Origin of the sequence: Modestobacter sp. I12A-02662, from assembly GCF_041028325.1 — a bacterium.
Taxonomy (GTDB): domain Bacteria; phylum Actinomycetota; class Actinomycetes; order Mycobacteriales; family Geodermatophilaceae; genus Modestobacter.
Window position 1 is genome coordinate 124,501 of sequence record NZ_JABGDE010000003.1, and the last position, 24,957, is coordinate 149,457.

23 protein-coding genes and 1 tRNA gene are annotated in these 24,957 nt (G+C 75.2%); 10 read left to right on the forward strand and 14 right to left on the reverse strand.

The window, feature by feature from the left end; genetic code table 11:
- Positions 1–19 precede the first annotated feature (19 nt).
- Positions 20–1,549: an exopolysaccharide biosynthesis polyprenyl glycosylphosphotransferase gene (locus HL189_RS03420; protein WP_369132304.1), complete on the reverse strand. Its 1,530-nt coding sequence runs from the start codon at positions 1,547–1,549 to the stop codon at positions 20–22.
- Between the two features lie 160 nt (positions 1,550–1,709).
- Here HL189_RS03420 and HL189_RS03425 point away from each other — a divergent pair, with 160 nt between their 5' ends.
- Both HL189_RS03425 and HL189_RS03430 read left to right on the forward strand, forming a co-directional pair.
- Complete coding sequence (locus HL189_RS03425) at positions 1,710–2,627, forward strand: sulfotransferase (protein ID WP_369132305.1); 918 nt, start codon at positions 1,710–1,712, stop codon at positions 2,625–2,627.
- Positions 2,624–3,853, forward strand: coding sequence for a glycosyltransferase (locus tag HL189_RS03430; RefSeq protein WP_369132306.1), 1,230 nt, complete (start codon positions 2,624–2,626; stop codon positions 3,851–3,853). Before HL189_RS03425 ends, HL189_RS03430 begins: the two co-directional genes overlap by 4 nt.
- On the opposite strand, the gene HL189_RS03435 is transcribed toward HL189_RS03430, so the two are convergent.
- Genes HL189_RS03435 through HL189_RS03450 form a run of 4 tightly spaced genes read right to left on the reverse strand, consistent with a single transcriptional unit; the run spans position 3,819 to position 8,654 of the window.
- Positions 3,819–5,012: a glycosyltransferase family 4 protein gene (locus HL189_RS03435; protein ID WP_369132307.1), complete on the reverse strand. Its 1,194-nt coding sequence runs from the start codon at positions 5,010–5,012 to the stop codon at positions 3,819–3,821. The genes HL189_RS03430 and HL189_RS03435 overlap by 35 nt on opposite strands.
- The gene (locus HL189_RS03440; RefSeq protein WP_369132308.1) at positions 5,009–5,941 is read right to left on the reverse strand and encodes a sulfotransferase; all 933 of its coding nucleotides are present in this window, start codon (positions 5,939–5,941) and stop codon (positions 5,009–5,011) included. Before HL189_RS03440 ends, HL189_RS03435 begins: the two co-directional genes overlap by 4 nt.
- On the reverse strand, positions 5,938–7,254 hold the full coding sequence (locus HL189_RS03445; RefSeq protein ID WP_369132309.1) for a lipopolysaccharide biosynthesis protein: 1,317 nt from the start codon (positions 7,252–7,254) through the stop codon (positions 5,938–5,940). Before HL189_RS03445 ends, HL189_RS03440 begins: the two co-directional genes overlap by 4 nt.
- Positions 7,251–8,654 carry a hypothetical protein gene (locus HL189_RS03450; RefSeq protein ID WP_369132310.1) on the reverse strand — a complete coding sequence of 468 codons (1,404 nt, stop codon included), beginning with the start codon at positions 8,652–8,654 and terminating at the stop codon, positions 7,251–7,253. The genes HL189_RS03445 and HL189_RS03450 overlap by 4 nt, the downstream gene beginning before the upstream one ends.
- A gap of 108 nt (positions 8,655–8,762) precedes the next feature.
- Here HL189_RS03450 and HL189_RS03455 point away from each other — a divergent pair, with 108 nt between their 5' ends.
- Together HL189_RS03455 and HL189_RS03460 are read left to right on the forward strand one after the other, a co-directional pair.
- A complete protein-coding gene (locus HL189_RS03455) occupies positions 8,763–9,644 on the forward strand; it encodes a sulfotransferase domain-containing protein (protein ID WP_369132311.1) in 882 nt (293 codons plus the stop codon).
- 48 nt (positions 9,645–9,692) lie between these two features.
- On the forward strand, positions 9,693–10,613 hold the full coding sequence (locus HL189_RS03460; RefSeq protein ID WP_369132312.1) for a hypothetical protein: 921 nt from the start codon (positions 9,693–9,695) through the stop codon (positions 10,611–10,613).
- A 14-nt stretch (positions 10,614–10,627) separates the two neighbouring features.
- Here HL189_RS03460 and HL189_RS03465 read toward each other — a convergent pair whose 3' ends face one another.
- On the reverse strand, positions 10,628–11,584 hold the full coding sequence (locus tag HL189_RS03465; RefSeq protein WP_369132313.1) for a UDP-glucuronic acid decarboxylase family protein: 957 nt from the start codon (positions 11,582–11,584) through the stop codon (positions 10,628–10,630).
- Positions 11,585–11,814: 230 nt separating this feature from the next.
- Between HL189_RS03465 and HL189_RS03470 the strand changes: the two genes are divergently transcribed.
- Together HL189_RS03470 and HL189_RS03475 are read left to right on the forward strand one after the other, a co-directional pair.
- A complete protein-coding gene (locus HL189_RS03470; RefSeq protein WP_369132314.1) occupies positions 11,815–12,564 on the forward strand; it encodes a class E sortase in 750 nt (249 codons plus the stop codon).
- A gap of 8 nt (positions 12,565–12,572) precedes the next feature.
- Positions 12,573–12,731 carry a hypothetical protein gene (locus HL189_RS03475; RefSeq protein ID WP_369132315.1) on the forward strand — a complete coding sequence of 53 codons (159 nt, stop codon included), beginning with the start codon at positions 12,573–12,575 and terminating at the stop codon, positions 12,729–12,731.
- A 47-nt stretch (positions 12,732–12,778) separates the two neighbouring features.
- Here the strand turns inward: HL189_RS03475 and HL189_RS03480 are convergent, their stop codons facing one another.
- Positions 12,779–13,912 carry a CaiB/BaiF CoA transferase family protein gene (locus tag HL189_RS03480; RefSeq protein ID WP_369132316.1) on the reverse strand — a complete coding sequence of 378 codons (1,134 nt, stop codon included), beginning with the start codon at positions 13,910–13,912 and terminating at the stop codon, positions 12,779–12,781.
- Positions 13,913–13,929: 17 nt separating this feature from the next.
- The gene (locus HL189_RS03485) at positions 13,930–15,723 is read right to left on the reverse strand and encodes a helicase-related protein (RefSeq protein WP_369132317.1); all 1,794 of its coding nucleotides are present in this window, start codon (positions 15,721–15,723) and stop codon (positions 13,930–13,932) included.
- 194 nt (positions 15,724–15,917) lie between these two features.
- On the opposite strand from HL189_RS03485, the gene HL189_RS03490 reads away from it, so the two are divergent.
- A tRNA-Ser gene (locus HL189_RS03490) sits at positions 15,918–16,004 on the forward strand.
- A gap of 72 nt (positions 16,005–16,076) precedes the next feature.
- On the opposite strand, the gene HL189_RS03495 is transcribed toward HL189_RS03490, so the two are convergent.
- From HL189_RS03495 to HL189_RS03505, 3 genes are read right to left on the reverse strand one after another with little or no spacing between them, the layout of a single operon-like run.
- A complete protein-coding gene (locus HL189_RS03495; RefSeq protein WP_369132318.1) occupies positions 16,077–16,445 on the reverse strand; it encodes a hypothetical protein in 369 nt (122 codons plus the stop codon).
- Positions 16,442–17,230 carry a GAF and ANTAR domain-containing protein gene (locus HL189_RS03500; RefSeq protein ID WP_369132319.1) on the reverse strand — a complete coding sequence of 263 codons (789 nt, stop codon included), beginning with the start codon at positions 17,228–17,230 and terminating at the stop codon, positions 16,442–16,444. Before HL189_RS03500 ends, HL189_RS03495 begins: the two co-directional genes overlap by 4 nt.
- Positions 17,227–17,994 (reverse strand): ANTAR domain-containing response regulator, encoded by a 768-nt coding sequence (locus HL189_RS03505; RefSeq protein ID WP_369132320.1) that lies wholly within the window; start codon positions 17,992–17,994, stop codon positions 17,227–17,229. The genes HL189_RS03500 and HL189_RS03505 overlap by 4 nt, the downstream gene beginning before the upstream one ends.
- 335 nt (positions 17,995–18,329) lie before the next feature.
- Between HL189_RS03505 and HL189_RS03510 the strand changes: the two genes are divergently transcribed.
- The 3 genes from HL189_RS03510 (at position 18,330) to HL189_RS03520 (ending at position 21,328) form a co-directional block, all read left to right on the forward strand.
- Positions 18,330–19,046 carry a Crp/Fnr family transcriptional regulator gene (locus HL189_RS03510; protein ID WP_369132321.1) on the forward strand — a complete coding sequence of 239 codons (717 nt, stop codon included), beginning with the start codon at positions 18,330–18,332 and terminating at the stop codon, positions 19,044–19,046.
- Positions 19,047–19,370: 324 nt separating this feature from the next.
- Complete coding sequence (locus HL189_RS03515) at positions 19,371–20,195, forward strand: hypothetical protein (protein WP_369132625.1); 825 nt, start codon at positions 19,371–19,373, stop codon at positions 20,193–20,195.
- Positions 20,196–20,290: 95 nt separating this feature from the next.
- Positions 20,291–21,328, forward strand: a complete 1,038-nt coding sequence (locus HL189_RS03520) for a GGDEF domain-containing protein (protein WP_369132322.1) — start codon at positions 20,291–20,293, stop codon at positions 21,326–21,328.
- Here the strand turns inward: HL189_RS03520 and HL189_RS03525 are convergent, their stop codons facing one another.
- Genes HL189_RS03525 through HL189_RS03535 form a run of 3 tightly spaced genes read right to left on the reverse strand, consistent with a single transcriptional unit; the run spans position 21,329 to position 24,939 of the window.
- Complete coding sequence (locus tag HL189_RS03525) at positions 21,329–22,453, reverse strand: glycosyltransferase family 4 protein (RefSeq protein WP_369132323.1); 1,125 nt, start codon at positions 22,451–22,453, stop codon at positions 21,329–21,331.
- Entirely contained in the window at positions 22,450–23,799 is a 1,350-nt protein-coding gene (locus HL189_RS03530; RefSeq protein ID WP_369132324.1) for a lipopolysaccharide biosynthesis protein, read from the reverse strand. The genes HL189_RS03525 and HL189_RS03530 overlap by 4 nt, the downstream gene beginning before the upstream one ends.
- Before the next feature lie 54 nt (positions 23,800–23,853).
- The gene (locus HL189_RS03535) at positions 23,854–24,939 is read right to left on the reverse strand and encodes an NAD-dependent epimerase/dehydratase family protein (RefSeq protein WP_369132325.1); all 1,086 of its coding nucleotides are present in this window, start codon (positions 24,937–24,939) and stop codon (positions 23,854–23,856) included.
- Positions 24,940–24,957 lie beyond the last annotated feature (18 nt).

Here is a 24,957-nt window from a genome sequence, read left to right on the forward strand (position 1 = left end):
CGGCGGAGGAGCCGACCGGTCAGCGGCGGGCGGGCCGCCGGGCCGTGTTGACGGCCTGCCGGAGGACGGCGGCCACGGTCCGCACCAGGATGACGGCGTCCCGCCACAACGACCAGTGCTCGATGTAGTGGTTGTCGAACCGGGCCCGCTCCTCGATCGACGTGTCGCCCCGCAGGCCGTGCACCTGGGCCCAGCCGGTGAGCCCGACGGCCAGGCGGTGGCGGTCTCGGTAGCCCTGCACCGAGTCGGCGAACTGGGCCGCGTAGCCGGCCTCCTCGGGACGCGGCCCGACCAGGGACATGTCACCGCGCAGGATGTTCCAGAGCTGGGGCAGCTCGTCCAGGCTGGTGGCCCGCAGGAAGGACCCGATGGGCGTCTGCCGCCGCTCGACGTCCACGCGCCGCGCGTGCATCGTGTCCCGGGTCGACCCGGTCCCGTCCGCGGTGCCCGGCTCCGGCGCGGCCACCCGCAAGGTGCGGAACTTCAGGATCGAGATCGGCCGGCCGGACCGGCCGGTGCGGACCTGCCGGAAGAAGACCGGTCCCGGGCTGCTGAGCCGGACGGCCGCGGCCAGGGCGGCGAGGAGCGGGGAGAGGAGCAGCATCGCCGTGCCGGCGACGGTGGCGTCCAGGAGGCGCTTCAGGTGCCGGCCGCGGCTGCGCAGCGCCGCCCGCCGCACCCGCTGGAGCGGGATGCCCCACAGGTCCTCGACGTCCGGGCCGCTCGGGCTCATGCCGAGCTCGAAGAACCGGGGCACGACGTAGATCTCGATGTCGCGGAGGGCCGCGCTGCGCATCAGCGACACCAGCTCCGGCTCACGGGTCGGGCCGTAGGCGACGATGACCGTGCGCACCTCGAACTCGTCGAGGACGGCGTCGATGTCGGCCACCCGGCCCAGCGGTGCCCGGTCGTCCAGCTGCGCGCAGTCGGCCAGGTAGCCCACCGGGCGCAGGCCGTACTCCGGGTGCTGGTCCATGGTCGACAGCAGGTCCATCGCCAGCTTCCCGCCGTTGACCACGAGGGTGGGCTCCACGACGAGGCGGCGGCGGCGCGCCCACCGGATGCCGGCGTACCCCACGCACCGCCCGAGCACGAAGCACGGCACGCTGAACAGCGCGTGCACCTTGAGGTCCGCGTTCCACACCGGGGTGTAGGCCAGCGGCGTCATCAGCAGCAGGGCCAGGCCCAGCCGCAGGAGGTGGTGCGGCAGGTGGTCGAGGGCGGACAGCGTGAGGCGCGGACGGTAGGCGCCGGACCCGGCCAGCAGGAGCAGGGCCGCGCCGACGTAGCCGGCGCTCGGGATCGACGGGGCGGACCGCCAGACCATCGGCAGCGCGAGTGCGACCAGGTCGACGCCGACCAGCACGGCCGCCACGGGGCCCCGGTGGCTGCCCCCTCGCGGACCCCGGGGGAGCGGTGCCAGTTGATCGTCGCGGCGGTCGGCGGGTCGACGTCCCGGCGAGCCGCCGTCGGCGTCCGCCGCCCGGGGCCGGGGGATCCGCGACAGCAGGGTGCCGGGGAGCTCGTCGATGCGCTGGCTGTCGATCATTCAGCTGACCCCGCGTCGTTGTGGGATGGTCTGACCATGCTAAAGCTCACTGCTTGAAAGAACACAGAGTCCTTTGGCATTCCTTCTTCCGGGCCGTCATCCGCTGAATTGCGATTCGACCCGGACCCATCGGCGGGCCGATACCGTTAGCATCCGCGCGGTGACGGAAGCCCCCGATCTGCTGGTCATCGGTGCCGCCCGCAGCGGGACGACCGCCCTGACCTCCTTCCTCGGGGAACACCCCGACGTGTTCATGTGCACGCCGAAGGAGCCACACCTCCTGGCCTTCCCCGGTGGTGCGCCACGGTTCACCGGCCCGGGCGACGACGACCTGATCAACCGGGTCGCCATCCGGGACGAAGCCGCGTGGCGGGAGCTGTTCCGGAACCGGCCGGAGCGACGGCGGGGCGAGGGCTCGGTCACCACGCTGTGCCATCCGCAGACGGCGATCCCGGCGATCCGCCGGCTCTGCGCGCCCGGCTGCCGGTTGGTCGTGCTGCTCCGCGACCCGGTCGACCGCGCGTTCTCCAGCTGGCAGTACCTCCGGTCGCGCGGCCACGATGCCGGCAGCTTCGAGGACGGGCTGGCCGCCGAGGAGGAACGGACCCGGGCCGGCTGGAGCCACATGTGGCAGTTCGCCCGGCTCAGCCGGTACGGCGAGCAGCTGGCGCCCTTCGCCGCGGCCTTCGGGGACCGGCTGCTGGTGGTCGTGCAGGAGGAGTTCGCCGCCGACCCGGCCGGTCAGCTGCGCCGGGTGCTGGAGTTCCTCGACGTGGACCCGGACGCCGGCATCGACCCGACCCGCCGGGTCAACGAGGGCGGCCTGCCGCGCAGCCGGGCGGTCGCCGGGGCGCTGAACGTGGTCCGGCGGTCCCCGGTCGTGCGGAACCTGGTCAAGACGCTGGTCCCCGAGCGGTCCCGCGAACGGGTCCGGTCGGCCAACCTGCAGCGGGAGACGGTCGACCCCGCCACCCGGGCGCGCCTGGCGGAGTCCTTCGCGCCCGACCTCGCCGACCTGCAGCAGCTCGTCGGCCGGGACCTGGCCCTGTGGCCCAGCGTCGGCGGGGCGCGGCGGTGAGCGACCGGCGGACCAGGGTCCTCCAGCTCACCGGGATCACCGTCGGGGGGTCGGCCGAGCACCTGCTCCAGCTCGCGACCCTCCTGCCCCCGGACCGGTTCGACGTCACGGTCGCGCTCTCCGGCGGCGGTCCGCTGGACGACGCGATCCGGGCGACCGGTCTCCGGGTCCTCGACTACGCGCCGTCGCACGGCAGCGGCCACTTCAAGCAGGCCTCACCGGACGGCCCGGTCGAGCTGCTCCGCCAGTTCCGGCGGATCCGGGCGGACATCCGCGCGCACCGCTACGACGTCGTCCACACCCACACGTCGGTGGCCGGGGCGATGGGCCGGGTCGCGGCGTGGTCGTGCCGGACGCCGGTCCGCGTGCACATGGTGCACGCCTTCGCCGGCCACGACGCCGTTCCGCAGCCGCAGCGCACGCTGTTCCGCCTGGTGGAGCGGGTCCTGGGGCTGGTCACCACCCACTCCGTCGCGGGCTCGGCCTTCATCCGGGACGTCGGGGTGCGCCGGCGGGTCCTGCCCCCGGACCGGACCTCGGTCATCCACTACTCGAGCCGGGCGGAGCCGGGCGACGCCGGACCCGGGGACCGTGCCCGGCTGCGGGCCGAGCTCGGTCTCCCGCCGGACGCCCTGCTGGTCGCCCTGGTCGGCCGGATCGAGGAGCAGAAGGGCGTCGACCACCTGGTCGCGGTGACGCCCCGGCTGGTCGCCGCCGTGCCCCGGGCGCACGTCCTGGTCGTCGGCGACGGCACCAAGCGCGCGGAGGTGGAGCGGCTGGCCGCGGACCTCGGGGTGGCCGACCGGGTGCACGTCACCGGCTGGCGGCACGACCTCGCGGAACTGATGCGGGCGATCGACGTGCTCGCCCTGCCGTCCCGGTGGGAGGCCTTCGGCATCGTGAACCTCGAGGCGATGGCCGCGGCCAAGCCGGTCGTGGGGTTCGCCGTGGAGGGCGTCCCCGAGGTCGTCGTGTCCGGGGAGACGGGCCTGCTCTCCCCGGCCGGCGACCGCGAGCAGCTGCTCCGGGACCTGGTGCGCGTCCTCACCGAACCGGAGCTGGCCGACCGGCTGGGTCGCGCCGGGCGGCGTCGCTTCGTCGAGGAGTTCGCGCCGGAGCGGATGGTCGCCGCGCACGTGCGGCTCTACGACCAGCTGCTCCGAGCTGCGCGTTCCCGGGGACGGGGACGGCTCAGCTCCCGGCTCGGTCGACGACGTCCCGGATGAGCGCCACGAACGCGCGACCGCACTCCTCCAGCGTGTAGTGCTCCCGGATCAGCCGGGCCCCCTCGCCGCCGAGGGCGCTCCGCTGCGGTCCGGACATCGCCACGAGCTCGTCGATGCGCCGGCGGAGGGACGCCGGATCGCCGCTGCGGGCCATCAGGCCGTGCCGGCCCGGCTCGAACCACGGCGGGCGGCCGGAGCAGTCGGGGAAGACGGCCGGGCAGCCGGCGGCCATGGCCTCCATGACGGCCAGCGGGAGCGCCGGGCCCTCCCACCGCGCGGCGTGCACGTACGCGTCGGCGGCCGCCAGCAGCCGGCCGACGTCCTCGCGCCAGCCCAGGAAGCTCACCGCGCCGTCCAGGCCCCGGTCCCGGACCGTCCGGTGCAGCGACGCCGCGAACTCCGCCGTCCGGCGGGCGGCGCCGGCGCTGTCGGTCGTCCCGACGAGGGCCACGTGGACCGGAGGTGGGTGCGGGGGGCGGGCGAGGGCCTCCAGGAGCAGGTCCTGGCCCTTCTGCAGGTCCAGCCGGCCGACGTTGACCAGCAGGAGGTCGCCGTCCCGGGCTCCCATCTCCGCGCGCAGCCGGGCCCGCTCGGGGCCGGCGAGCTGGACCGGGGGCGGGACGGCGATGCCGTTCGGGAGCACCACCGCGCGGTCGGCGGGGACACCGGCGGCCGTCATCTCGTCGCGGACGACGGTGGAGGTGCAGACGGCGAGGCTGGTCCGCGCGGCCACCACGGACCAGTAGCTGCGCCGCTTGAGCGCGGCGACCGGTCGCGGCCCCCAGAAGTGGTGCTGGTTGCCGACCACCAGCACCCCGGGCACGCCGGCGCGGGAGGCGGCCAGCAGGGCGGGCATCCGGTCCCGCTGGTTGACGCCGATGACGACCCGGCCGGCGTCCCGGCGGACCCGGGCGGCCAGGTCCGGCACCAGCAGAGGGCCCCAGGGGCGGTCCAGCCGCGACTCGAGGACGGTGGCGGCGCCGATCGCGGCGAAGTCGGGCAGGATGCTCCGCCCGTCGGCCGGGACCGAACCGTGCACCAGGGTCAGGTCGAAGCCGGCCCCCCGCAGCGCGCTGCCGAAGGCGAGGGCCATCCTGGCCGCGCCGGTTCGGTCGGGCAGGCGCAGGGTCATGTGCACGTGCCCGGCGGACCCCGTCACGCCCGGCCCGTCGTCCGTTCCGGGCTCCGCCAGGCGGGCAGGTCGAGACCGGTCAGCTGCTCGAGCAGCTCCACGTCGCCGCGGAAGCCCTCCACCAGCTGCCGTCGCGTCGCGTCGCCGTAGCTGCTCCGCACGATGTTGTGCTGGACGATCGTCCGCCGGAGACGCCGGCGGAGGCGCACCGGGACGAGCGGGGACACGACCTTCTTCAGCGGGTGGTGGGTGCTCACCACGCGGCTGAGGAACCTGATCCTTGGCTCGCCCGAGCGGTGCGGGTCCGGCGCGACGCTCGGGGGGAGCTCCGGGACGCCCAGGAACGTGTGCACCCGGCGGAGCACGGCGGCGACGTCGTCGACCATGTCCTCGTACCGGAGGACCAGCACCTGGTCGCGGGGGAACACGTCCAGCACGTGGCGGAGCTGCTCGCCGTACCGGCCCATCGCGGTGTAGTGCCAGATGTGGTGCCAGCCGGCGTCGATCCGCCGCTCCTCGTCGGCCAGGGCCTCCTCGAAGGTCTCGCACGGTTCCCAGCCGCGGGTCCGCATGAAGCCGTAGGCGGAGAACGCCCGGTCGGCCGGGTCGCGGAGCATGCAGATCAGCCGCGCCCCGGGGGCCTCCTCGCGCACCCGCGTCACGGCCTGCGGGTAGTACATCGTGGACACCGACGCCTCGCCGCGGACCTGGTCCGGCCGGGCGCTCCGGTAGAGCGCCCGGTACGCGTCGGCATCGGTGACCGCCAGCCGGTTGATCGTCTGCCGGTCGCCGGGGCCGGTGAAGGCCGGGGTCGTCCCGGCCAGCGCGAAGTAGTGCGGTTCCTTGGGGGTCGTCAGGAACAGGCCGGGGTGCTCGACCAGGTGCTGGTACAGCGCCGTGGTCCCCGACCGGGCGGCCCCGATGACCAGGAACTGCGGCGTCAGCGGCTGCGTCATCCACCACTCCTCGCGAAGCGCGCGATCGTACGGATCCCCAGCGTCGAACGGGCTGCTCGTGCCAGGTGCAGGTTGCGGGCGCCCATCGCGACCGCCGCCGCGGCCGCGACGCCCGTGCCGCCCCACAGGGGGGCCCACCAGGCGGACAGCGCGAAGAAGGCGAGCGCGGCGACCAGCGCGCTGACCGCGACCACGCGCGGGTGTCCGGCGTGGGACAGCACGACCGAGCACGGGCCGGTCCAGGCGTTGACCAGGACGCCGGCGCACAGGACCAGGGAGGGCACGAGCGCGGCCCTGTAGTCGGGGCCGAAGACCGCGGGCAGCAGCACGTGCCCGGCGGTGGCGAGGACCAGCACCGCCGGCGCGGTCGCGAGGGTCGACCAGGTCGCGGCGCGGCGGATCGCGCCCTCGAGCGTCGACAGCCGGCCGGCCGCCGACGCCGCGGCGATCCGGGGCGCGAGGGTCCGCATCGCGATCGCCGTCGGCACGGCGAGCAGGACGGCGATCCGGACGGCGACCGCGAACACCGCGACCTCGCCGACGGGGGCGAACGCCGCCAGCACCCAGATGCCGGCCTGCGGGATGGTGGCCGAGGCCAGCGTCGCGAGGGTGAAGCCGCTGCCGGAGCGGAGCAGCTGCGCGGGGGTCGGCGCGGGCTCCCCCGCAGGCTCGACGGGTCGGGCGACCACCCGCGCCAGGACCAGCACGCCGAGGGCGTAGACGGCCGTCTCGATGCCGACGGTCCACCACAGCGCGGTCTGCAGGGCCGGCCCGGCCGCCGCGGCGACGAGCGCGAGGAGGGCGCCGATGAGGACCACCCTGCGGACGTGCTCACCGAAGGCCAGCGACAGGCCGAAGCGGTCCCGCGCACGCAGCGCGTTCACCACCACCGGTCCCACGGCTGCCGCCGGGAGCCAGAGGGCGACGACCAGGACCAGCGGCCGGTACGCCTCCGGCGGTGTGCCGGTCCCCGCGGCGAGCGGGCCCAGCGCCCCCTGCCACAGGAGCACGACGGCGAGCAGGGGGATCGCCTGGGCCACGAGCAGCCGCCGGAGCAGGCGGCCGTCGTCCCCGCGGGCGAAGGCGATGGTGGCGACCTGCGTCAGGCCGAACTGGGCGATCACCGCCAGGTAGGTGAGCCAGCTCAGGCCCCACGACAGGGCGCCGAAGTCGTCGGGCGGGAGCACCCGGGCGCCCACCAGCGTCAGCAGGAACGCGCTCAGGACGGCGGCGAGCTGCCCGGCCGCCACCATCGTGGCGTCGCGGCGCAGGGCGTTCCGCGGCCGAGCGCCACGCGGGGGCGCGGCGCTCACCGGGCCGGCGCCGTCGGCCGGGCGCCGACCCGGTGGCGGCCGGGGGGCCTCGCCGGCGGCGGCGGTCCGGCGTCCTCGTCGTCGTCCCGGCGGGCCACCAGGTTGATGAGCAGGCCGACGGCGATCAGCGGCACCCCGATCGCGACCCACTTCGCCGACGAGGTGGCCCACACCCCGCCGGGGAAGACCCGCACCATCAGGATCAGGCTGAAACCCCAGACCAGCGGGTCGCGGCGGAACCGGTGGAGGGCCACCTGACCGGCTCGGGCCACCAGCCCGCTCAGCGCACCGCCGACCGCGACGCCGAGCAGTCCCAGGTTGACGTACCAGTCGCCGACCGCGGTGGCCGGGAAGCCGTTGTTGCGGTCGAGGTAGGTCCGGGCCAGCTGCGCGGCCGGTGAGAGGAACGGCTCCTGCTCGCCGGCCAGGACCGTGGGCGCGGCGGCCACCGTCCCGTCGATGAAGTCGGCTCCGCCGCGGAAGTCCTGCTCCTCGGGCCAGTCGTCGAGCAGCAGCAGCAGCGAGTCGTAGAAGGTGAGGTTGGTGGCCACGGCCACCATCCGGACCGTGCTCTGGTCGCCGCCGATCGAGGGGGCCAGCTCCCCCCAGAGCACGGAGTCCCGCGCGGCCCGGAGCGAGAACGCGACCACCAGCGCCAGGACCGGCACGAGCAGCAGCTGCCAGCGCCACCGGCGGTCCCGGAGCCAGTTGCCCTCCGCCCGTCTGCCGGTCTCCCCGAACACCAGCGAGCCGGCCAGCAGGGCCACGACGGACACCACGGCGACGTCGCGGGCACCCCACGTCCAGCTCAGGTAGCCGTTCGCCACGACGCAGGCGAGGGCGGTGGACCGCTGGAGCAGCGCGCCGCGGGGAGCGGAGAAGAGCGCGGCGACACCGAACAGCGTCGCCAGCAGGGGGACCGACCGCAGGGCTCGTCGCACGGAGACGTCCCGGTCGACCTTCGCGGCCTCGATGAGGCCCGCGGGACCGCCGTACCGGGCCCACAGCGACACCGTCACGGCGAACGCCACGAGGGTCAGCGCCACGGTGACCAGGAGCAGCGTCCTCGGGCCCAGGGCCGCGCGGACCCGGGGGAACAGCAGGGTGGTGGGACCCACCAGGACGGGGAGCAGGCGTGCGCCGGCCCACAGCGCCAGCAGCCACAGGACGACGACGGCCTGACCGGTGACGACCAGCGAGCCGGTCGGCCGGTCGGCGAACAGCTCACTGGGGAAGGGGGTGTCCAGGCCCAGGGCGAACGTGAGCGGCCGGGCGAGGAGCTGCAGCGCGAGGTAGTAGAGCGTCAGGGCCATCGGGTCGAGGGGGTGGCCCACGGTGCTGCGGTAGACCCACACCCAGACGAGCGCGGAGGCGACCACCGCCAGCAGGGGCACGAGCACGAGCGCACCCCTCCGAGCGTCGTCCTCCCCGGCGGGGGCACCGGGGGAGCGAGGAGGCTAACCCAGCAACGGCCCGTTCCGGATCGTTTCTGCCCTAACATCCCGGCGGTGCCCTTCCAGCTCCGCCTGATGGTCGTCGGCGCGCCCAAGAGCGGCTCCACCGCGCTGCTGCACCACCTCGCCGACCACCCCGACCTCCGCAGCCACGTCCACCGGGAGATGCCGTTCTTCGGCCGGGCCGAGGAGTTCGGGCGCGGCTGGGGGTTCGCCCTGGAGAAGTACTTCCCGCCGGGCACGGGCGACGCTCCGCTGGTCGCCAAGCACACCATGGCCATGTACGACCCGGCCTCGGTGCGGCGGATCGCCGACTCGACGTCCGCGGTCGTCGTCGCCGTCCTCCGCGACCCGGTCCGCCGGGCGTACTCGCACTTCCACTACGCCCGCCTCCGGGGCTGGGAGGACGCCGCGACGTTCGAGGAGGGGCTCGAGCGCGAGGCCGGCCGGCCGGTCAGCTCGCCCCCGCTGGCCCGCGACCTGCAGTACGTCGGCAACGGCGTCTACGCCCCCGCGGTGCGGGACCTCCTCGAGGTCCTGCCACCCGAGCGCCTGCGCATCCACACCTCCCAGGAGCTCCGCAGCGAGCCGCTGCGGATCTGCGCCGAGCTGTTCGAGCTCGCCGGGTTGCCGCCCCACGAACCCGACACGGGGCGCAGCCACAACGAGGCGCGGGTGCCGCGGTCGGCGGGGTTCGCCCGGGCCTTCCTCGCCGTCCAGCAGCCGGGGAACCCGCTGCGGGCACTGGCCTCGCGCTACGTCCCAAGCCGGGTGCTCTACCGCGCCCGGCACCTGGTGAACCGGGTGAACGAGACCCGGGCGCCCCTCGCTCCGCTGTCCGAGGAGACCGCCAGGGCGTTGCGCCGGCGGTTCGCCGGACCGAACGCAGAGCTCGCCGACCTGCTCGGACGGCCGTTGGTCGAGTGGGAACGGTGAGGGGCGAAATCCCGCGACGAGCGGCGTCCCCCAGGTAGCTTCCGCTCCGTGCTGGACACCACCCGTGGCGAGGGGAGCCACGCCGAGCCCGTCGAGGCAGGCCGGACGCACCGGTCCCGGGACGCCGGGACGGAGGCCTTCCACGAGCGCGTCGCCGTCGCCCGGCGGAACTGGCGGGTCGGGCTCGCCACCTTCCTGGTGGTCCTGGTCGCCTCGCTCGGGTCGCTGCTGGTGGTCCCGCCCGTCTACCGCGCGCAGACCGAGGTCCTGCTGCGGACGCAGGACAGCCAGCAGCTGTTCCCGCGCACCGGCAGCACCCAGGCGAACGCGCTGACCCGCTCGCCCGGCGCCGAGCTGCTCTACACGAACAGCGACGAGTTCCGGGCGGTCGCCGAGGGAACCGTGCCGGGCAGCCCGGACATGCTGGTGCGCAACGACCTCGGGTCCAGCGCGCTGGTCTTCGTCGCCGAGGCCGACGAGCCGGAGGCGGCCGCCCGGGCGGCCCAGGCGTGGGCGGACACCTACATCGCCCAGCGCCACGAGCTGGACACCAGCGAGACCACCCGTCTGCGGGACCTGCTGCTGGCCGACCGCGCCGCCGTGGAGACCCAGCGCGAGCAGGTGCTCGAGCCGGTCGCGGCGCTGGACGCGGTGATCGCCGCGGAGGCCGACCCGGCCGACCTGTCGCAGTTGCTGAACCAGCGGCTGGCGGTGCAGCGCTCGCTCGCTCCCCAGCTCGAGCCGCTGGACGCCGACCTGCGCCGGCTGGACGACCAGGTCGCGGCCCTGGACGTCGACCTGCGGGTGCTCGAGGACCCGAACGCGCTGGCGGTCGTCACGCAGGCGCCTGAGGTGCCCGAGTCGCGGGTCAACGGATCGCTCACCCAGAGCCTCGCCGTCGGCGTGCTCGGCGGGCTGGTCCTCGCCGCGGCGGCGGTGACGGTGGCCGACCGGCTGCGTTCCCGCTGAGGCCGCGACGACGGTCAGCCGAGCGCCTCCTCCTCCAGGTCCACCTGCCGGCGGAACCAGTCGATGGTCCGCCGGAGCCCGTCGTCGAGGTCGACCTGGGGCTCCCAGCCCAGCGCCCGGCGGGCCAGCGTGATGTCCGGCTGCCGCACCGTCGGGTCGTCCACGGGCCGGGGGACGAACGTGATGGGTGACTCCGAGCCGGTCAGATCCAGGACCCGCTCGGCCAGCTCGAGGACCGTCACCTCCTGGGGGTTGCCGATGTTCATCGGCCCGCTCTCCCCGGACAGCAGGAGGCCGATCAGGCCCTCGACGAGGTCGTCGACGTAGCAGACCGACCGGGTCTGGCTGCCGTCGCCGGCCACGGTCAGCGGCTCCCCGAGCAGGGCCTGCCGGATGAAGGTGGGGATGGCGCGCCCGTCACGGGGACGCATCCGGGGTCCGTAGGTGTTGAAGATCCGCACGATCGCGGTGTCCACCCCGTGCGTGGTCCGGTAGGCGGTGACCATGGCCTCGGCGAACCGCTTCGCCTCGTCGTAGACCCCCCGCGGGCCGACCGGGTTGACATTGCCCCAGTAGGTCTCCGGCTGCGGGTGGACCAGCGGGTCCCCGTAGGTCTCGGAGGTGGACGCCAGCAGATAGCGGGCGCCCTTCTCCTTGGCCAGGCCCAGCGAGTGCAGCGTGCCGATCGACCCGACCTTCAGCGTGTGGATCGGCAGCTCGGCGTAGTCGACGGGGGAGGCCGGCGAGGCGAAGTGCAGCACGTGGTCGACCGGGCCGGCCACGTGGACGTAGTCGGTCACGTCGGCGCGGACGAGCCGGAAACCGGGGTGCTCCAGCAGGTGCGCGACGTTGACCGGCGTCCCGGTGAGGAAGTTGTCGAGGCACAGCACCTCGATGTCACGGGCCAGGAGTGCTTCGCACAGGTGGGAACCGAGGAAACCGGCTCCGCCGGTCACGACGGCACGCGGCACGGGATCACCTCTTCGTTGAGGATTGAAGGTCCGAGGTCGGACGCTAACAGCGCACACCCTCTCGCGGGGTGTCCCGGAACGGCAGCGGGACCCTCGTGGGGGAGGGCCCGGGGACGGTTCCGCGCCGTCGCCCCGCGTCGCGACCGGGGTCGACGGGAGGCTTCGCCTAGCATCGCGGCTGGCCCGCGGCACCGCCGACCGGACGGCCGGTGGACCTCGGGGGACGGCACATGGCACAGGCAGGTCGAGCTCCGGCCGGGCTCTGGCGCGCCGTCGCCCGGGGGCTCGGCGAGCTGCTGGTGACGGCGGGGCTCGTCGTCCTGCTGTTCGTCGTCTACGAGGTGCACGTCACCGACCTGCTCAACGACCGCCGGCAGGACGAGCTGGCCGAGGAGGTCGACGAGGCCTGGACCCGGCAGCCGGTCGACGCGTCCGCGGCGCTGGTCGAGCCGCCGGTCGGCGAGCCGGTCGCGGTCCTGCGCATCCCCCGGCTGGGGGAGGACTCCCAGCGGGTCGTCCTGCAGGGCACGTCCGAGGACCAGCTGTCCCAGGGGCCGGGTCACTACGTGGGCACCGCGCTGCCCGGGCAGCAGGGCAACCTCGCCATCGCCGGTCACCGGGTCGGCAAGGGATCGCCGTTCCTCGACCTGGACCGGATGCGGCCGGGTGACCCGATCGTCGTGGGGACCGCGGCCAGCTGGTTCGTCTACCGGGTCCTCGGGGACCCCGCCAGCGGGGACGTCGCCGCCGACCCGAGCGGCATCCCGGGTCTGCACGTCGTCCGGCCGGAGGAGGTCGGCGTCATCGCGCCCACCCCCGGCGCGCCCGGCGCGAGCGCGTCCGGGGCGTACCTGACCCTGACCACCTGCCACCCCAGGTACTCCGCGCGTCAGCGCCTGGTCGTGCACGCCGTCCTCGACGGCGCGGCGATCAGCAAGGCCGACGCGCCCGACGGCCCGCCCGGGCTCACCGGAGGCTGACCGGCACGGTGTACGGCTGGATCTGGCGCCACCTCCCCGGCGGCCCGGCGAGCAGGACGGCGATCGCCGTCGTGCTGGTGCTCACCGTGTGCGCGCTGCTGCTGCTCGTCGTCTTCCCCTGGGTCGAGCCGCGGCTGCCGTGGGGCGACGTCACCGTCGGCGGATGAGCCGCGCACCGGGGGGCAGTTGTGGCCACGTCCGCCCCGGCGGCTCGTCAGGCCTGGTGGACCGCCCCGCTCGCGAGCAGCGCGTCCACGTCGGGCACGCCCCAGTCGGTGAGCGCCTCCCGGGTGTGCCCGCCCGGCCGGGCGGGCGGCCGGCCCAGCGCGCCAGGGGTGCGGGAGAAGCGGGGGGCCGGTGCCGGTTGCGGGACGCCGTCGCGCTCGACGTACGTGCCGCGGGCCTGCAGGTGCGGGTGCTCGTGGGCCTCGGACCAGGTCAGCACCGGGGCCGCGCAGGCGTCCGAACCCTCGAACACCGCCGTCCACTCGGCGCGGGTGCGCCGCCGGATCGTGCCGGCCAGCAGCGCCCGCAACGCCGGCCAGTTCGCCGGGTCGTCGCGGTCGGGGGCGTCCGCGGCGATCCCGAGCCGGTCGAGCAGCTGCGCGTGGAACTCCGGCTCCAGGGCCGCCACGGCGAGGTGCCCGCCGTCCGCGGTCTCGTAGACGTCGTACCAGGGCGCGCCGCCGTCCAGCAGGTTCACCCCGCGGCGGTCCTCCCACCGCCCGGCGGCGAGCATCCCGTGCAGCATGGTCGACAGGTGCGCCGTCCCGTCGACGATCGCCGCGTCGACGACCTGCCCGCGGCCGCTGACCCGGCTCTCCAGCAGCGCCGCCAGCACGCCCACGGCGAGGTACATCGCCCCGCCGCCGAAGTCGCCGACCAGGTTGACCGGCACCTGCGGCGGCCCGCCGGCCCGGCCGATCGCGGCGAGCGCGCCGGTGACGGCGATGTAGCCGAGGTCGTGCCCGGCGGTGCGGGCCAGCGGGCCGTCCTGCCCCCAGCCGGTCATCCGGCCGTAGACCAGCCGCTCGTTGCGGGCCAGGCAGGCGTCGGGACCGACCCCGAGCCGCTCGGCGACCCCGGGCCGGAAGCCCTCGAGCAGCACGTCGGCGCGCTCGGCGAGGGCCAGCACCGTGGCGGAGCCGGCCGGGTGCTTGAGGTCGACCGCGACCGACCGGCGGCCGCGGGCGAGCAGGTCGAGCTCGGCGGGGCCGAACGCGGACACCGCGCCGGGCCGGTCGATCCGCAGCACGTCGGCACCGAGGTCGGCCAGCAGCATCGCGGCGAACGGGCCCGGTCCGATGCCGGCCAGCTCGACGACCCTCAGTCCCTGCAGCGGCCCCATGCGGTCACCTTGGCAGGTCAGCCCCGGCCGGAGCGGGTGGGACGGCGGCCCTGCCGCGATCCCGAGCGGGAGGCCGGCCGCCCGCCGGGCCGGTGGTCGCGGGAGCCGCCGCGGTGGTCCCGGGCCGAGCCGGCGGGCCGGTGGCTGCACGGCTTGCAGGTGGTGAACCACGGGGCGATCGACGTCCCGCACTCCACGCACCGGCTGGAGCCGCTGACCGAGATGGCGTCGGGGAGCAGCTCGCTGATCGACTCGGCGCACTCCTCCTCGACCCAGGCGGCGTCCTCGCTGGTCAGCCCGGCGACGCCGGGGAACTGGCGGAGCAGCGTCTGGGCGTCCCGGGCCGCCGCGGCGGCCTGCTCGTAGTCCTCCACCGAGCCGCCGCGGGGGACGTCGGGCAGCACGGTCTCGGCGGCCACCGGCAGCCCGACCGCGTGCCGCAGGGCCGCGCGGGCGAGGGTGAGCCAGCGGATCCGCCGCGGCGGGTTGTAGTCGATCGCCAGGTTGACCAGCCGCCACACGGTGCGCAGGTCACCGGCGGCACCGAGCGGGCCGCGCAGCAGGGGCAGCAGGGCGTGCACCCGCAGCACCAGGCTGGTGACGTCGTCGGCGGTCATCGCCTCGTCACGGGTGGCGCGGCGGGCCCAGGTCATCCACCGGGTGAGCGCCTCGGGCAGGTCGACCGGCTCGAAGGCACCCAGGTCCTCGAGCTCCGGGCGCAGCCGGGGCGCCCGCTTGGGCAGGTCGCTGAGCTCGTCGCCGCGGGCCACCGCGGCGCCCTCGCCCACCAGGCCGATCGCCGGCTTCAACCCCGGGATGCCGGTCAGCACGCCGACCGTCCCGTGCCCGGTCAGGCCGTAGCGGCCGGCGCGGCCGGCGATCTGCGCGGCCTCCCAGGTGCGCAGCGGGCGCACCTCCGAGCCGTCGAACTTCGCCGTCTCGGCGAAGAGCACCGTGGTGGCCGGCACGTTGATGCCGTGCCCGATGACGTCGGTGGTGACCAGGACGTCGAGCTCACCGGTGGTGAACCGCTCGATGACCTCGCGGCGGGTGGCCGGGGGCAGGGCGCCGTAGAGGACGCCCACCTTGCCGGGTCGCTGCTGGTCGACCTGGGCGGCGACGGCGTAGACCGTCTTGCGGGAGAAGGCGACGACGAGGGTCTGCGGGCGGACGCCGGTGGGCTTCACCGGGACGCGCAGGACGTCGAGCCGCGACAGCCGCTCGTGGTTGACCACCTCGACGCGCTCGGCGTCCGCGACCAGCGGCTTGAGCAGCAGGTACGCCTCTGCCGCGGAGATGAGGTGCATCTCCCGGTACTCACCGGTCAGCAGCAGCCGGGCCCAGTGGTGGCCGCGGTCGGGGTCGGCCACCCAGTGCGACTCGTCGAGGACCAGGAGCTCGCCGCGCAGCGGGGCCTTCTCCACGGTGCAGCAGACGATGCGCGCGAGGGGGTTGATCTCCTCCTCGCCGGTGGACAGGCCGACGGTGCCCTCGGGCAGCTGGGCGGACAGCTTGGCGTAGGCTTCGTGGGCGAGCTGACGCAGCGGCGCGGCGTAGACACCCGAGCCGGTGGCGGCCAGCGCCTGCAGCGACTCGTAGGTCTTGCCGGAGTTGGTCGGGCCGAGGTGGAAGACCACCTGCTCGGGGCGCGAGGCCCGGGTCGGCAGCGTCGGGGCGGCGCCGTCCACCCAGATCTGCTGGGCGGTGCGCTCGTCGGAGGCCGAGGTGCGGTCGGCGTCGCGGGCGGCGGCTTCCCGCACGGAGGTGCGCTCACGGCGACGGGCACCGGGGGACTGCTGGGGGGCGGTCACAGACAGGAGACGTCCTTCGAACGATGATCGGTCGGCAGGTCGACGAGAACCGGTCGCGGACCTTCACGGGCCGTAACACTGCCAGGCGCCCGAACATGCCCGGTGGGCGCGTCGGACCCGGCAGGGGCCGGCGCGGTAGCGTCAGCGCTCCGAGTTCCTGGCACTGCGGTCCCCGGACCGGCGAGGCGCCCGGGGGAGGGCTCGCCTAGTGGCCGATGGCGGCGGTCTTGAAAACCGCTATGGGGTTACACCCATCGTGGGTTCGAATCCCACGCCCTCCGCTCCGTGATGGCTCCGGTCCGTGATGGCTCCGGACATCCCGGACGCCCGGACCCTCGACGTGCCGGGCCGGGCTACTGCGTCGTCGGGCTGGGGTCGGGCGGCTCGGGCAGTTCCCGAGGGGCCGGCAACCGATCGCCGACGAGCCGCTCGATGAGCCGGTCGAGCGGATCGTCGCCGTCCTGGCCGGTGTCGCCGCCCGGGTGCGACGACAGCGGGACGTGGTAGCTGCGGTAGCCGTCCTCGAGTGCTTCGTTGAGGGCCTGGGCGAGGACGTCCTGCTGGAAGGTCTCCAGCGGCACCAGCCCCTGCAGGTAGCCGTCGAGGTCGAAGGCGTCGCCGGTGCCGCCGAGCGCCACGTACCGCAGCCACAGGTCCTGCACGGTCAGCTCCGCCCGGACACGGGCGGCGTCCATGCGCCGGTGGCGTTCGCCGGTGGTCATGGCCGAGGGCGTCGGGCGCCGGCAGCGCGGTTGCGGGCGGCCACCGTGGCCACGAGCGCGCGGGCCACGTCCAGCACCGGACGGTCGCCCTGCCGGGCGGCGGCCGCGAGGACGGCGAACGCGTCCTCCTCGCTGGCCGTGCCCTGGGCGAGGAGCACACCGGTGGCCCGGGCGACGGCGTCGCGGCTGGCCAGGGCGTCGGTCAGCTGGCGGCTGAGCCGGCGGGCCTCCTGCAGGCTCTGCGAGTTGGCCAGCAGGATCGCGGCCTGCGCGGCCAGCAGGCGCATGACGTGCTCGTCATGGGTCCCGTAGTTCCGCGGCCGCTCGCAGTAGACCTTCATCGCGCCGATCGACTCGTCGCCGACCAGCAGGGGAGCGCTCAGCACCGAGCGCACGCCCAGCCGGCTCACCGCCTCGTTCCACCGCGGCCAGCGGCCGTCGGTGGTGGTGTCGTCGATCCGCACCACCTCCCTGGTCCGCCAGGCGGCCAAGCAGGGCCCTTCGTCGTACTCGTACTGCAGGGCGTCCGCCTCTTCGACGGCGGAGTTGGACGCGGCGCGCGAGCGCTTGCCGTGCTCGTCGACGACGGTGACCGCGGCGCCCAACGTGCCGGCGGTGGTGGTCGCGGCGAGCGTGGTGACCAACTGGAGGGCGGTGTCGACGGTCTCCCTGGACAGCACCAGCCCGGCCATCTGGGTCAGAGCCGTGCCCAGGTCCACCGCCGCGGCCGGGGTCAGGTGCTCGACGGGGGCCTGTGCCGGGCGGTCGGCGTCGGGGTCGGTCATGGGTGCTCCCCTCCAGCGGGGGTCCCGGTGCCACGGGGCGGGGACACGGGCGGCAGTTCGCCGCTGAGCACCAGGTCCTCGGCGACGTCGCGGACCTTGCGGTTGGTGTGCATCGAGGCGTCGGCCAGCAGCCGGAAGGCCTGATCGGCGGTCAGCTTGTGCCGCTCGATCAGGATCCCCTTGGCCTGCTCGATGACCGCGCGGAACTCCATCGCCCGGCGCAGGTTCGCCGCGAGTTCCCGCGCCTCCTGCAGGGCGTGCATGGTGGTCAGCGCGGCACCGGCGTAGGCGGCGAACTGGGCCAGGGCGGACCGGTCGTCGGCGGTGAAGGCCCGCGCCGAGCGCGCGTAGACGTTCAGCCCCGCCACGAGTGGCGCGGCCGGCACCGGCGCGGCGAGCGCGCTCAGCCCGCCGAGCTCGAGGAAGGCCGGGACGTAGTCCGGCCACCGGTGCTCGGCGCGGCCGTCGGCGATCTCGGTGAACTGGCTGCCGAACGCGGCCTCCAGGCAGGGGCCGTAGCCCCGCCCGTACTGCGCCTCGTCGAGGTCGCCCGCCAGCTGTCCGGTGGCGGCCGCCGTGGTGGGTCGCTCGCCCCGGACCACCGTGATCGACACCTCGGCGCCCGCCGGCATCGCCTGCTGGACCAGGTCGACCACCCGCTGCAGCAGTGACGGCAGGGTGTGCTCGGCCAGCCTCAGCCGGCCGAGTTCGTCCAGCGCCGCCCGCGTGCGGGCCGAGCCGGCGCGGCCCGCGGGAGCGGTCACGCGCGTGGTCCTCTCGATACGGTGCCGGCCGGCCGCGGAGGACCGGACCGCCCAGCCGACAGGGGGCCCCGTGGTTGGAGTGCCACCCCGCCGGTGTGCACCGCCGGTCATGCCGTTGCCGCGGATGCCCGGCGGGCCATGTGTACGGTACGCGACATTGGCGGGTCGGAACGAGGTGGCGCCCCTGGCGGTCGGCGCCGGGATGCGCCACGATGATCGCGCCCCGTTGCACAGGGGCAGCCTCCGCCCCAGAGCGCGCCGACCGCGGACGAGGGACCACGAATCCTCGCCGACAGGTCGCGGCACCCCGCTCGCGTGCACCGGAGGAGACCATCGTGGCAGCCGACCCCGGCCTCGCCCGCCGCAACACCGTCCTCGGCGGTCTGGACGACCGCGCGCTGGCTGCTCTGCTGCCCGACCTGTCGGAAGCTCCGCTGCCCGCCGGGCGGGTGCTGCACGAGGCCGGGCGCGCCGTCGCCGGCGTGTACTTCCCGCTGGTCGGCGTGGTCTCCGTCGTCGCGGACCTCGGGGGCGACCAGGTGGTGGAGACCGCCACGATCGGCCGGGAGGGCGTGGTCGGCATCTCGGTGTACCTCGGCGCCGACGCTCCCACCGAACGCTCGGTGGTGCAGGTGCCCGGCCAGGCGCTGGCCATGGACGCGCGGGCCTTCCGCGAGCACATCGACGACATCAACGGCCCGCTCACGGCGATGCTCCGTCGCTCGGCGCAGGCGCTGTTCACCCAGATCTCACGCAACGCCGCCTGCAACCGGATCCACAACGTCCGCCAGCGCGCCGCCCGCTGGCTGCTCATGACCGCCGACCGGATGGACAGCCCCAGCTTCGAGCTCACCCAGCACTTCCTCGCCCAGATGCTCGCCGTGCGCCGCACGTCGGTCAGCGAGGTCGCCCGGTCCCTGGCCGAGGACGGCTGCATCACCTACGCCCGCGGCGTCATCACCATCACCGACCGGCCGCGGCTGCAGTCCCACGCGTGCAACTGCTACGAGGCGATCCGCCGGGTCACCGACGCGGTGCTGACGGCACGGTAGGACCGCGTGGCCCCGTCCGGTCCGGCGAGGTCTCGGGGGACACGCCGCCCGGCTCGCCGGCGTGGAGGTGACCGCACCCGCCGATCGGTCGGTCACCGACGAAAGGCCAGCTCAGAGCCGCAAATCGGTGCGGCAAGTCGACAAGGCTCCGGCCCGGGGGCCGGTCATCGACCACGGCGCGGGCCGGTCGCAACGATCCGGTGACGGCAACATCGTGGGTGGTCCGGAACGGGCGGCGTGGCGGGTGCCGAGCCGTAATTTCTGCGCCAGCCCGCAGCACTTCCCCGGCTGCGGCGAATGGTGCTGAGGAGTCCTTCCGTGAGCATGGGCGGATCGCTGGTGTGGCCGACGGTGGCGTTGCTGGGTTTTCTCGTCTTCACCGGGTTGGTGGTGGCCCTCGGGTCGAGCTCGACGGCCCGGTACGAGTTCGAGCGCAACCGGACGCGTGAGCCGCAGCGCGCGGCCGCGCCGCGAACCGACGCCCACCCGGCCGGTCGCCGGTCGGGGACGGCGGGGGCCGGGGACGCCGGCGCGCAGCCGCAGGCGCAGGCCGTGGGTCTCGCCGTCCGTCCCTCCCCGCCGCCGGGGCAGGGGAACGTGCCGGCCTGGTGGCTGGTGGACGGGTCGACGCAGGTGCTGGCCGGTCCGTTCGTCGACCGGGTCGACGCCGACTGGGCCGCCGTGACGGAGGGGCTGCCGGCCGTCACCGTCTTCGGCGCCCGCCGTGCCGACGGCGCCGTCGCGGTCCGCCCCTCGCCGCAGGAGCTGGCCTGGCTCAGCGAGCTCGGCGAGCAGCTCGACCGGCTCCCCGAGGACTGGGACACGCTGCTGTCGGACACCGACCCGCTCACCACGCTCGTCGTGGAGGTCGCCGCTGCACTGGTCGAGGCGGGCCTGCCGCTGAACGAGACCGCGTCCGGCCGCTCCGCCGGCGGCGTGTGCCTGATGCCCGCGCCCGGCCTGCGCGGCGTCCTGGTGAGCTGGCGCCCGCACGACCGGATGAGCCTGGACCGCGTGCGGGGCGCCCGCGCCGACGCCGCGGTGCAGCAGCTGATGAACAGCGTCGTCACAGAGGTCCTGGTCGAGCTGGGGTTCGAGGTGGAGACCTCCTCCCTGACGGGGTGCCCGCTGGTGACCGGTCGGGACTGACCGGTCCCGGGTGCGCGCGAGGCGCACTCACCCCTTCGGGTCCCGCCAGGTCGATCGCGTGCGATCGGTGCTCCCCGGCTGCCGATCCCCCCACCATGAGGGCACCGGGGTGGGCCAGGGCGCGTGATCCGCACGCGGCCGGGCGCACCGCCGTCCTGGTGCTGCTGGTCTGCGCCGTCACCCTCGTCGTCTTCTCGCTGTTCGGCCCGAACGCCGCCAGCACCGCCGGCAGGGTGTCGTCCTGGGCGTCGTCCGCGCTGCTCGGCCTGCTGGCGATCGTCTACCGGACGACTCCGGTCGAGCGCCTGGACCGCCGCGGCGGATACCTGCTGATCGCGGTGCTGGGCGTGGTCCTCTGCTGCGGGATGAACTGGATCACCCGCGACCCCTCCGCCGGTGCCCAGGCCTTCCTCGCCTTCCCCGTCCTCTGGGCCGGGGTCAACCTGCACCGGCACGCCGTCGCCCTGGTCACCACGGTGGCCCTCGGCCTCGACGGGGTGGTCCTGTTCCACCTCCAGCCCGCCGGCGCCGCGATCAGCGACCTGGGCTTCTCCGGCGCCGTGATGGTGGCGATGGCCGCCATGCTGGTGCGCGCCGGCGAACGGCAGGAGCGGCTGGTCGAGATGCTGCAGCGCCAGGCCACCGTCGACTCGCTCACCGGCCTGGTCAACCGCCGGGTGCTCGACGAGGCGCTGGCCGGGGCCCTGCACCCGTCGGCGCACCCGGAGGGCACCGCGCTGGTGCTGCTGGACGTCGACTCGTTCAAGACGATCAACGACACCCACGGGCACCCGGTCGGCGACGACGCCCTCGTGCACGTGGCCGGGCTGCTGCGCTCGGTGGTGCGGTCCGGGGACGCCGTGCTCAGCCGGATGGGCGGCGACGAGCTGGCCGTGCTGCTGCCGAGGTGCCCGGCCGACGTCGCCGAGCGGCGCGCCACCGAACTGCTCGACGCCGTCCTCGCCACGCCGCTCGCGCTGCCCGACGGCGGCCTGCTGGCGATCTCGGCCAGCCTGGGGGTCGCCCACGCGCCGTCGCACGCCTCCGGCCTGGAGGAGCTGTACGCCGCCGCAGACGGCGCGCTCTACGCCGCCAAGCGCGGCGGTCGCGGCCGGGTGGCGGTCGCCGGGTAGCTACCGGCGGCCCCGGACGGCGAGCCGCGCCGCCTCGTGCAGGTCCGCGGCGAACCGCTCCGCGCTGCACCCGGCGACCGCCTCCGACCGGACCCGGCGCTCGTCGTCGGAGTGACGCTGCGCGGCGACGGCGGCGGACATCGCCGTCCCCAGCGCCACGGTGTCGTGCACCGGGACCCGGGCGCCGACGGCCGGGGTGACCAGCAGGTCGTGCGCGCTGCCCACGGCGTCGGTCGCGATGACGTACAGGCCGTGGGCCAGCGCCTCGTTGACCACCAGCCCCCACACCTCGCGTTCGGAGGGCAGGACCAGGACGTCGTGCTCCCGCAGCGTGCTGCTCAGCACGTCGCCCTCCGCCCAGCCCGCGAAGGTGACCCCCGACCCGCGCTCACCGGCGCGGGCCTCCAGCTCGGCCCGCATCGGGCCGTCCCCGACGATCGTCAGCGTGGCGGCGGGGTGCTCCGCCCGGACCATCGCGAAGGCGTCCAGCAGCCGGGGCAGCTGCTTGAGCGCCACGAGGCGGCCGACGAACAGGAACCGCGGCGCGGCCGGGTCGAACCGGCCGATCCGGCGGTAGAGGCCCCGGTTGCGCGCCTGGTCGGCGAACCCGGAGGGCAGGCAGGAGGTGGTCACCTTGTCCGCCGGCACCCCGAGGTCCTCGGTGATCCACGAGGTGGCCTGGGAGCCGATGGTGACGATCCGGTCCGAGGACCGCAGCACCGCCCGCCGCAGCAGCTGGCTGACCCGCCCGCGCAGCAGCCCGCTGGACCGGCTGCTCTCCGACCACATGAGGAACGACCGGCGCCGCACGGTCTTCCAGGCCAGCGCCTCGAGGATGAACGGGTTCCAGCTCTTCGACATGATCACGTCGGGGCGCAGCCGCTCCAGCCTCCCGGTCAGCCCGATCGTCACCTGGGTCCAGAAGTCCAGCCCGGGCAGCCGCACCGAGACCGACCGGTGGGTCGACCAGTCGAACTCCGGTGGGGTGCCGAAGTCGTCGACGAAGCTGGACATGGCGTGCGACCGGCCCAGGTAGACGACGTGCAGGTCCACCCGGCGGCTCAGCTCGTTCAGGATGGGCGTGTCGTACGGGAGCGGCGCGGTGGCCAGGTACACGACCCTCATCGGGGCTCTCCTGCGGTCGGTGATCCGGTGGTCGAACGGTCCGGCGCGGACCCGGCCCCGGCCGGGCGGCCGGGGCGGCGCGCCACCTGGAGGGCGAGGACCAGCAGCCCGCAGCCCGCGGCCACGAGGACCGCCCAGGCGGCCGCCTCGGCCGAGCCGTGGTTGCCGAAGGTGAGGAAGGCGATCAGCAGCGCGGCCAGCGTCGCCCCCTCGGCCCACGAGTTGACCGCGGCCCGGCCCATGCCGCGCGCGACGTCGCCGGCCACCCGCCGCACCGCGAGCAGCGCCCCGGCGACGATGAGGATCCGGGCCGCGCCGGCCGCGTCGGCGAACTCGGGCCCGAACGTGACCGTCACCAGCCACGGCGCCGTGAGGATGACGACCAGCGCGATCGCCGCCGTCGCCACCGTGATGAGCGCCAGGTAGGCCACCCCCCGGCGCGCCGCGCCGCTGCCCTCGCCGGCCCGGTGGCGGCGGGCCACGTCGGGGTAGGCGAGGACGCCGACGCTCTGCGACATCGTCCGGGTGAGCCCGGTGAACGCCGCGGCGCTGACGTACAGGCCCAGCGCCGCCGGGCCGAGGAAGAAGCCGGCGACGAGCTGGTCGATCCGCAGGTTCTCCAGCGGGGAGATGGCGCCCAGGAAGGAGCGCCGCCCGAACGAGCGCATCCGGGCCACCAGCCGGGCATCGCCGTCCCGCCCGTCGCGCGACAGGCCGCGCCACGCGACGAAGCAGGAGAGCGCCGTGCCGGCGGCGAGCGCGACGATCCAGGTGACGATCACGTCCAGCAGGCCGATGTCGACCCCTGAGGTGACCACGTGGCCGAGCGCGAGCGCGTAGAGCACGTTCGGCGTGCTGCGCAGCACCTGGAAGGCGACCAGCCGGTGCTGGCCCTGCATCAGGGCGGTCGCGTACTCGTGGGCGATCAGCATCGGCAGGAGGACGACGGTGACCAGCGCCGCGCCCCAGTCGGTGACGGAGAAGAACTGCGCGATGACCAGCAGCACCGCCACCTGCACGAGCGCGGCGACGGCCGACTGCACGGCCGCCGGCCGGCGCAGCAGCCGGGCCAGGCTCCGTGGTGACACCCCGGACGCCCCGACGAAGTAGACGACGGCGCTGGGCAGCCCGAGGGTCCCGACCTGCGAGAGCATGATCGGCAGCAGGGTGAGCAGCGCCTGGGTGCCCCGGCCGTCGGGGCCGAGCGCCCGGGCGGCGAGGATCCCGGTCACGAGGAGGGCGAGCTGGTTGACGACCCCGGAGCACAGCGACAGGACCGCGGACCAGCGCATCCTCCCGGCGGTCCCCGGCGGGACCGCGGCCGGCTCGTCGGGCGCGCCGCTCATCCGGCTGCTCCCCGGGGACGGCGGTCGGCGACGGGCGTGCGGGGATCCCGTTCCTCAGGCCCGGGTCGGTACATGGGCTGCCCGCGCGCCGCGGACCCAGCTGATCAGCTCGTCGGCACCGGACCGCAGGGCGGTCTGCGGCGCCCAGCCCAGGTGCTCGCCGGCCGCCGACACGTCGGTGCAGGCCGCCCGGACGTCGCCGAGCCGGTAGCGGCCGGACACGACCGGCTCCGGTGCCCCGGCGAGCTCGGCGATCAGCGTGGCCACCTCGAGCAGCGTGGTCGGCTGCCCGGAGCCGATGTCGACCAGCAGCGGACCGGACGCCTCCCGCCGCAGCGCGCAGCGGAAGGCCGCCACGACGTCGGAGACGTGGACGAAGTCGCGGAGGATCCGGCCGTCCTCGTAGACGTCGAGGACGTTGCCGGCGAGCGCCTCCTGGGCGAAGACGGTGAGGACGCCGGTGTAGGGGTTGGCCAGGGACTGCCCTGCCCCGTACACGTTCTGCAGGCGCAGCACCGACAGGCGCACCCCCATCGCCGAGGCCCAGGCGTGCAGCAGGTGCTCCTGCGCCAGCTTGGTCGCCGCGTACACGCTGGCCGGTCGTGGCTCGACCGTCCCGGCCAGCTGCGGTTCGGGGGTCACCGGGACGTCCGGGCCGGAGGGGCCGATCGGGTCCCAGCGCCCGAGCGCCAGCTCCGCGGCGCCCCGCACCGGCGCGTAGAACGGCTCGCCGCCCTGCTCGCGCCACCGGCCCTCGCCGTAGACGGCCCGGGACGAGGCGAGCAGCAGGTGCTGCGGGACGTGCCCGGTCCGGGTCATCGCGTCCAGCAGCGTGGTGGTGCCCACCACGTTGACCCGGCCGTGCCGGCTGGCCTCGGTCAGCGACTGGCCGGTGCCGGTCTCCGCGGCGAGGTGGACGACGACCTCCGGGCGCACCTCGCGCAGCACGTCCTCCAGACCGTCGAGGTCGGTGACGTCGACGCGGTGCCGGCCGGCCGCGGGAGCGAGGTCGGCCGGCCACTCGCCGTCGGCGTGGACCTGGGGGTGCAGCACGTCGAGCACGTCCACGCGGTGGCCGTCCCGGAGGAGGGCGGCGCTCAGCCGCGAGCCGATGAAGCCCGCACCCCCCGTGATGAGCACGCTGGACACCGTGCCGTA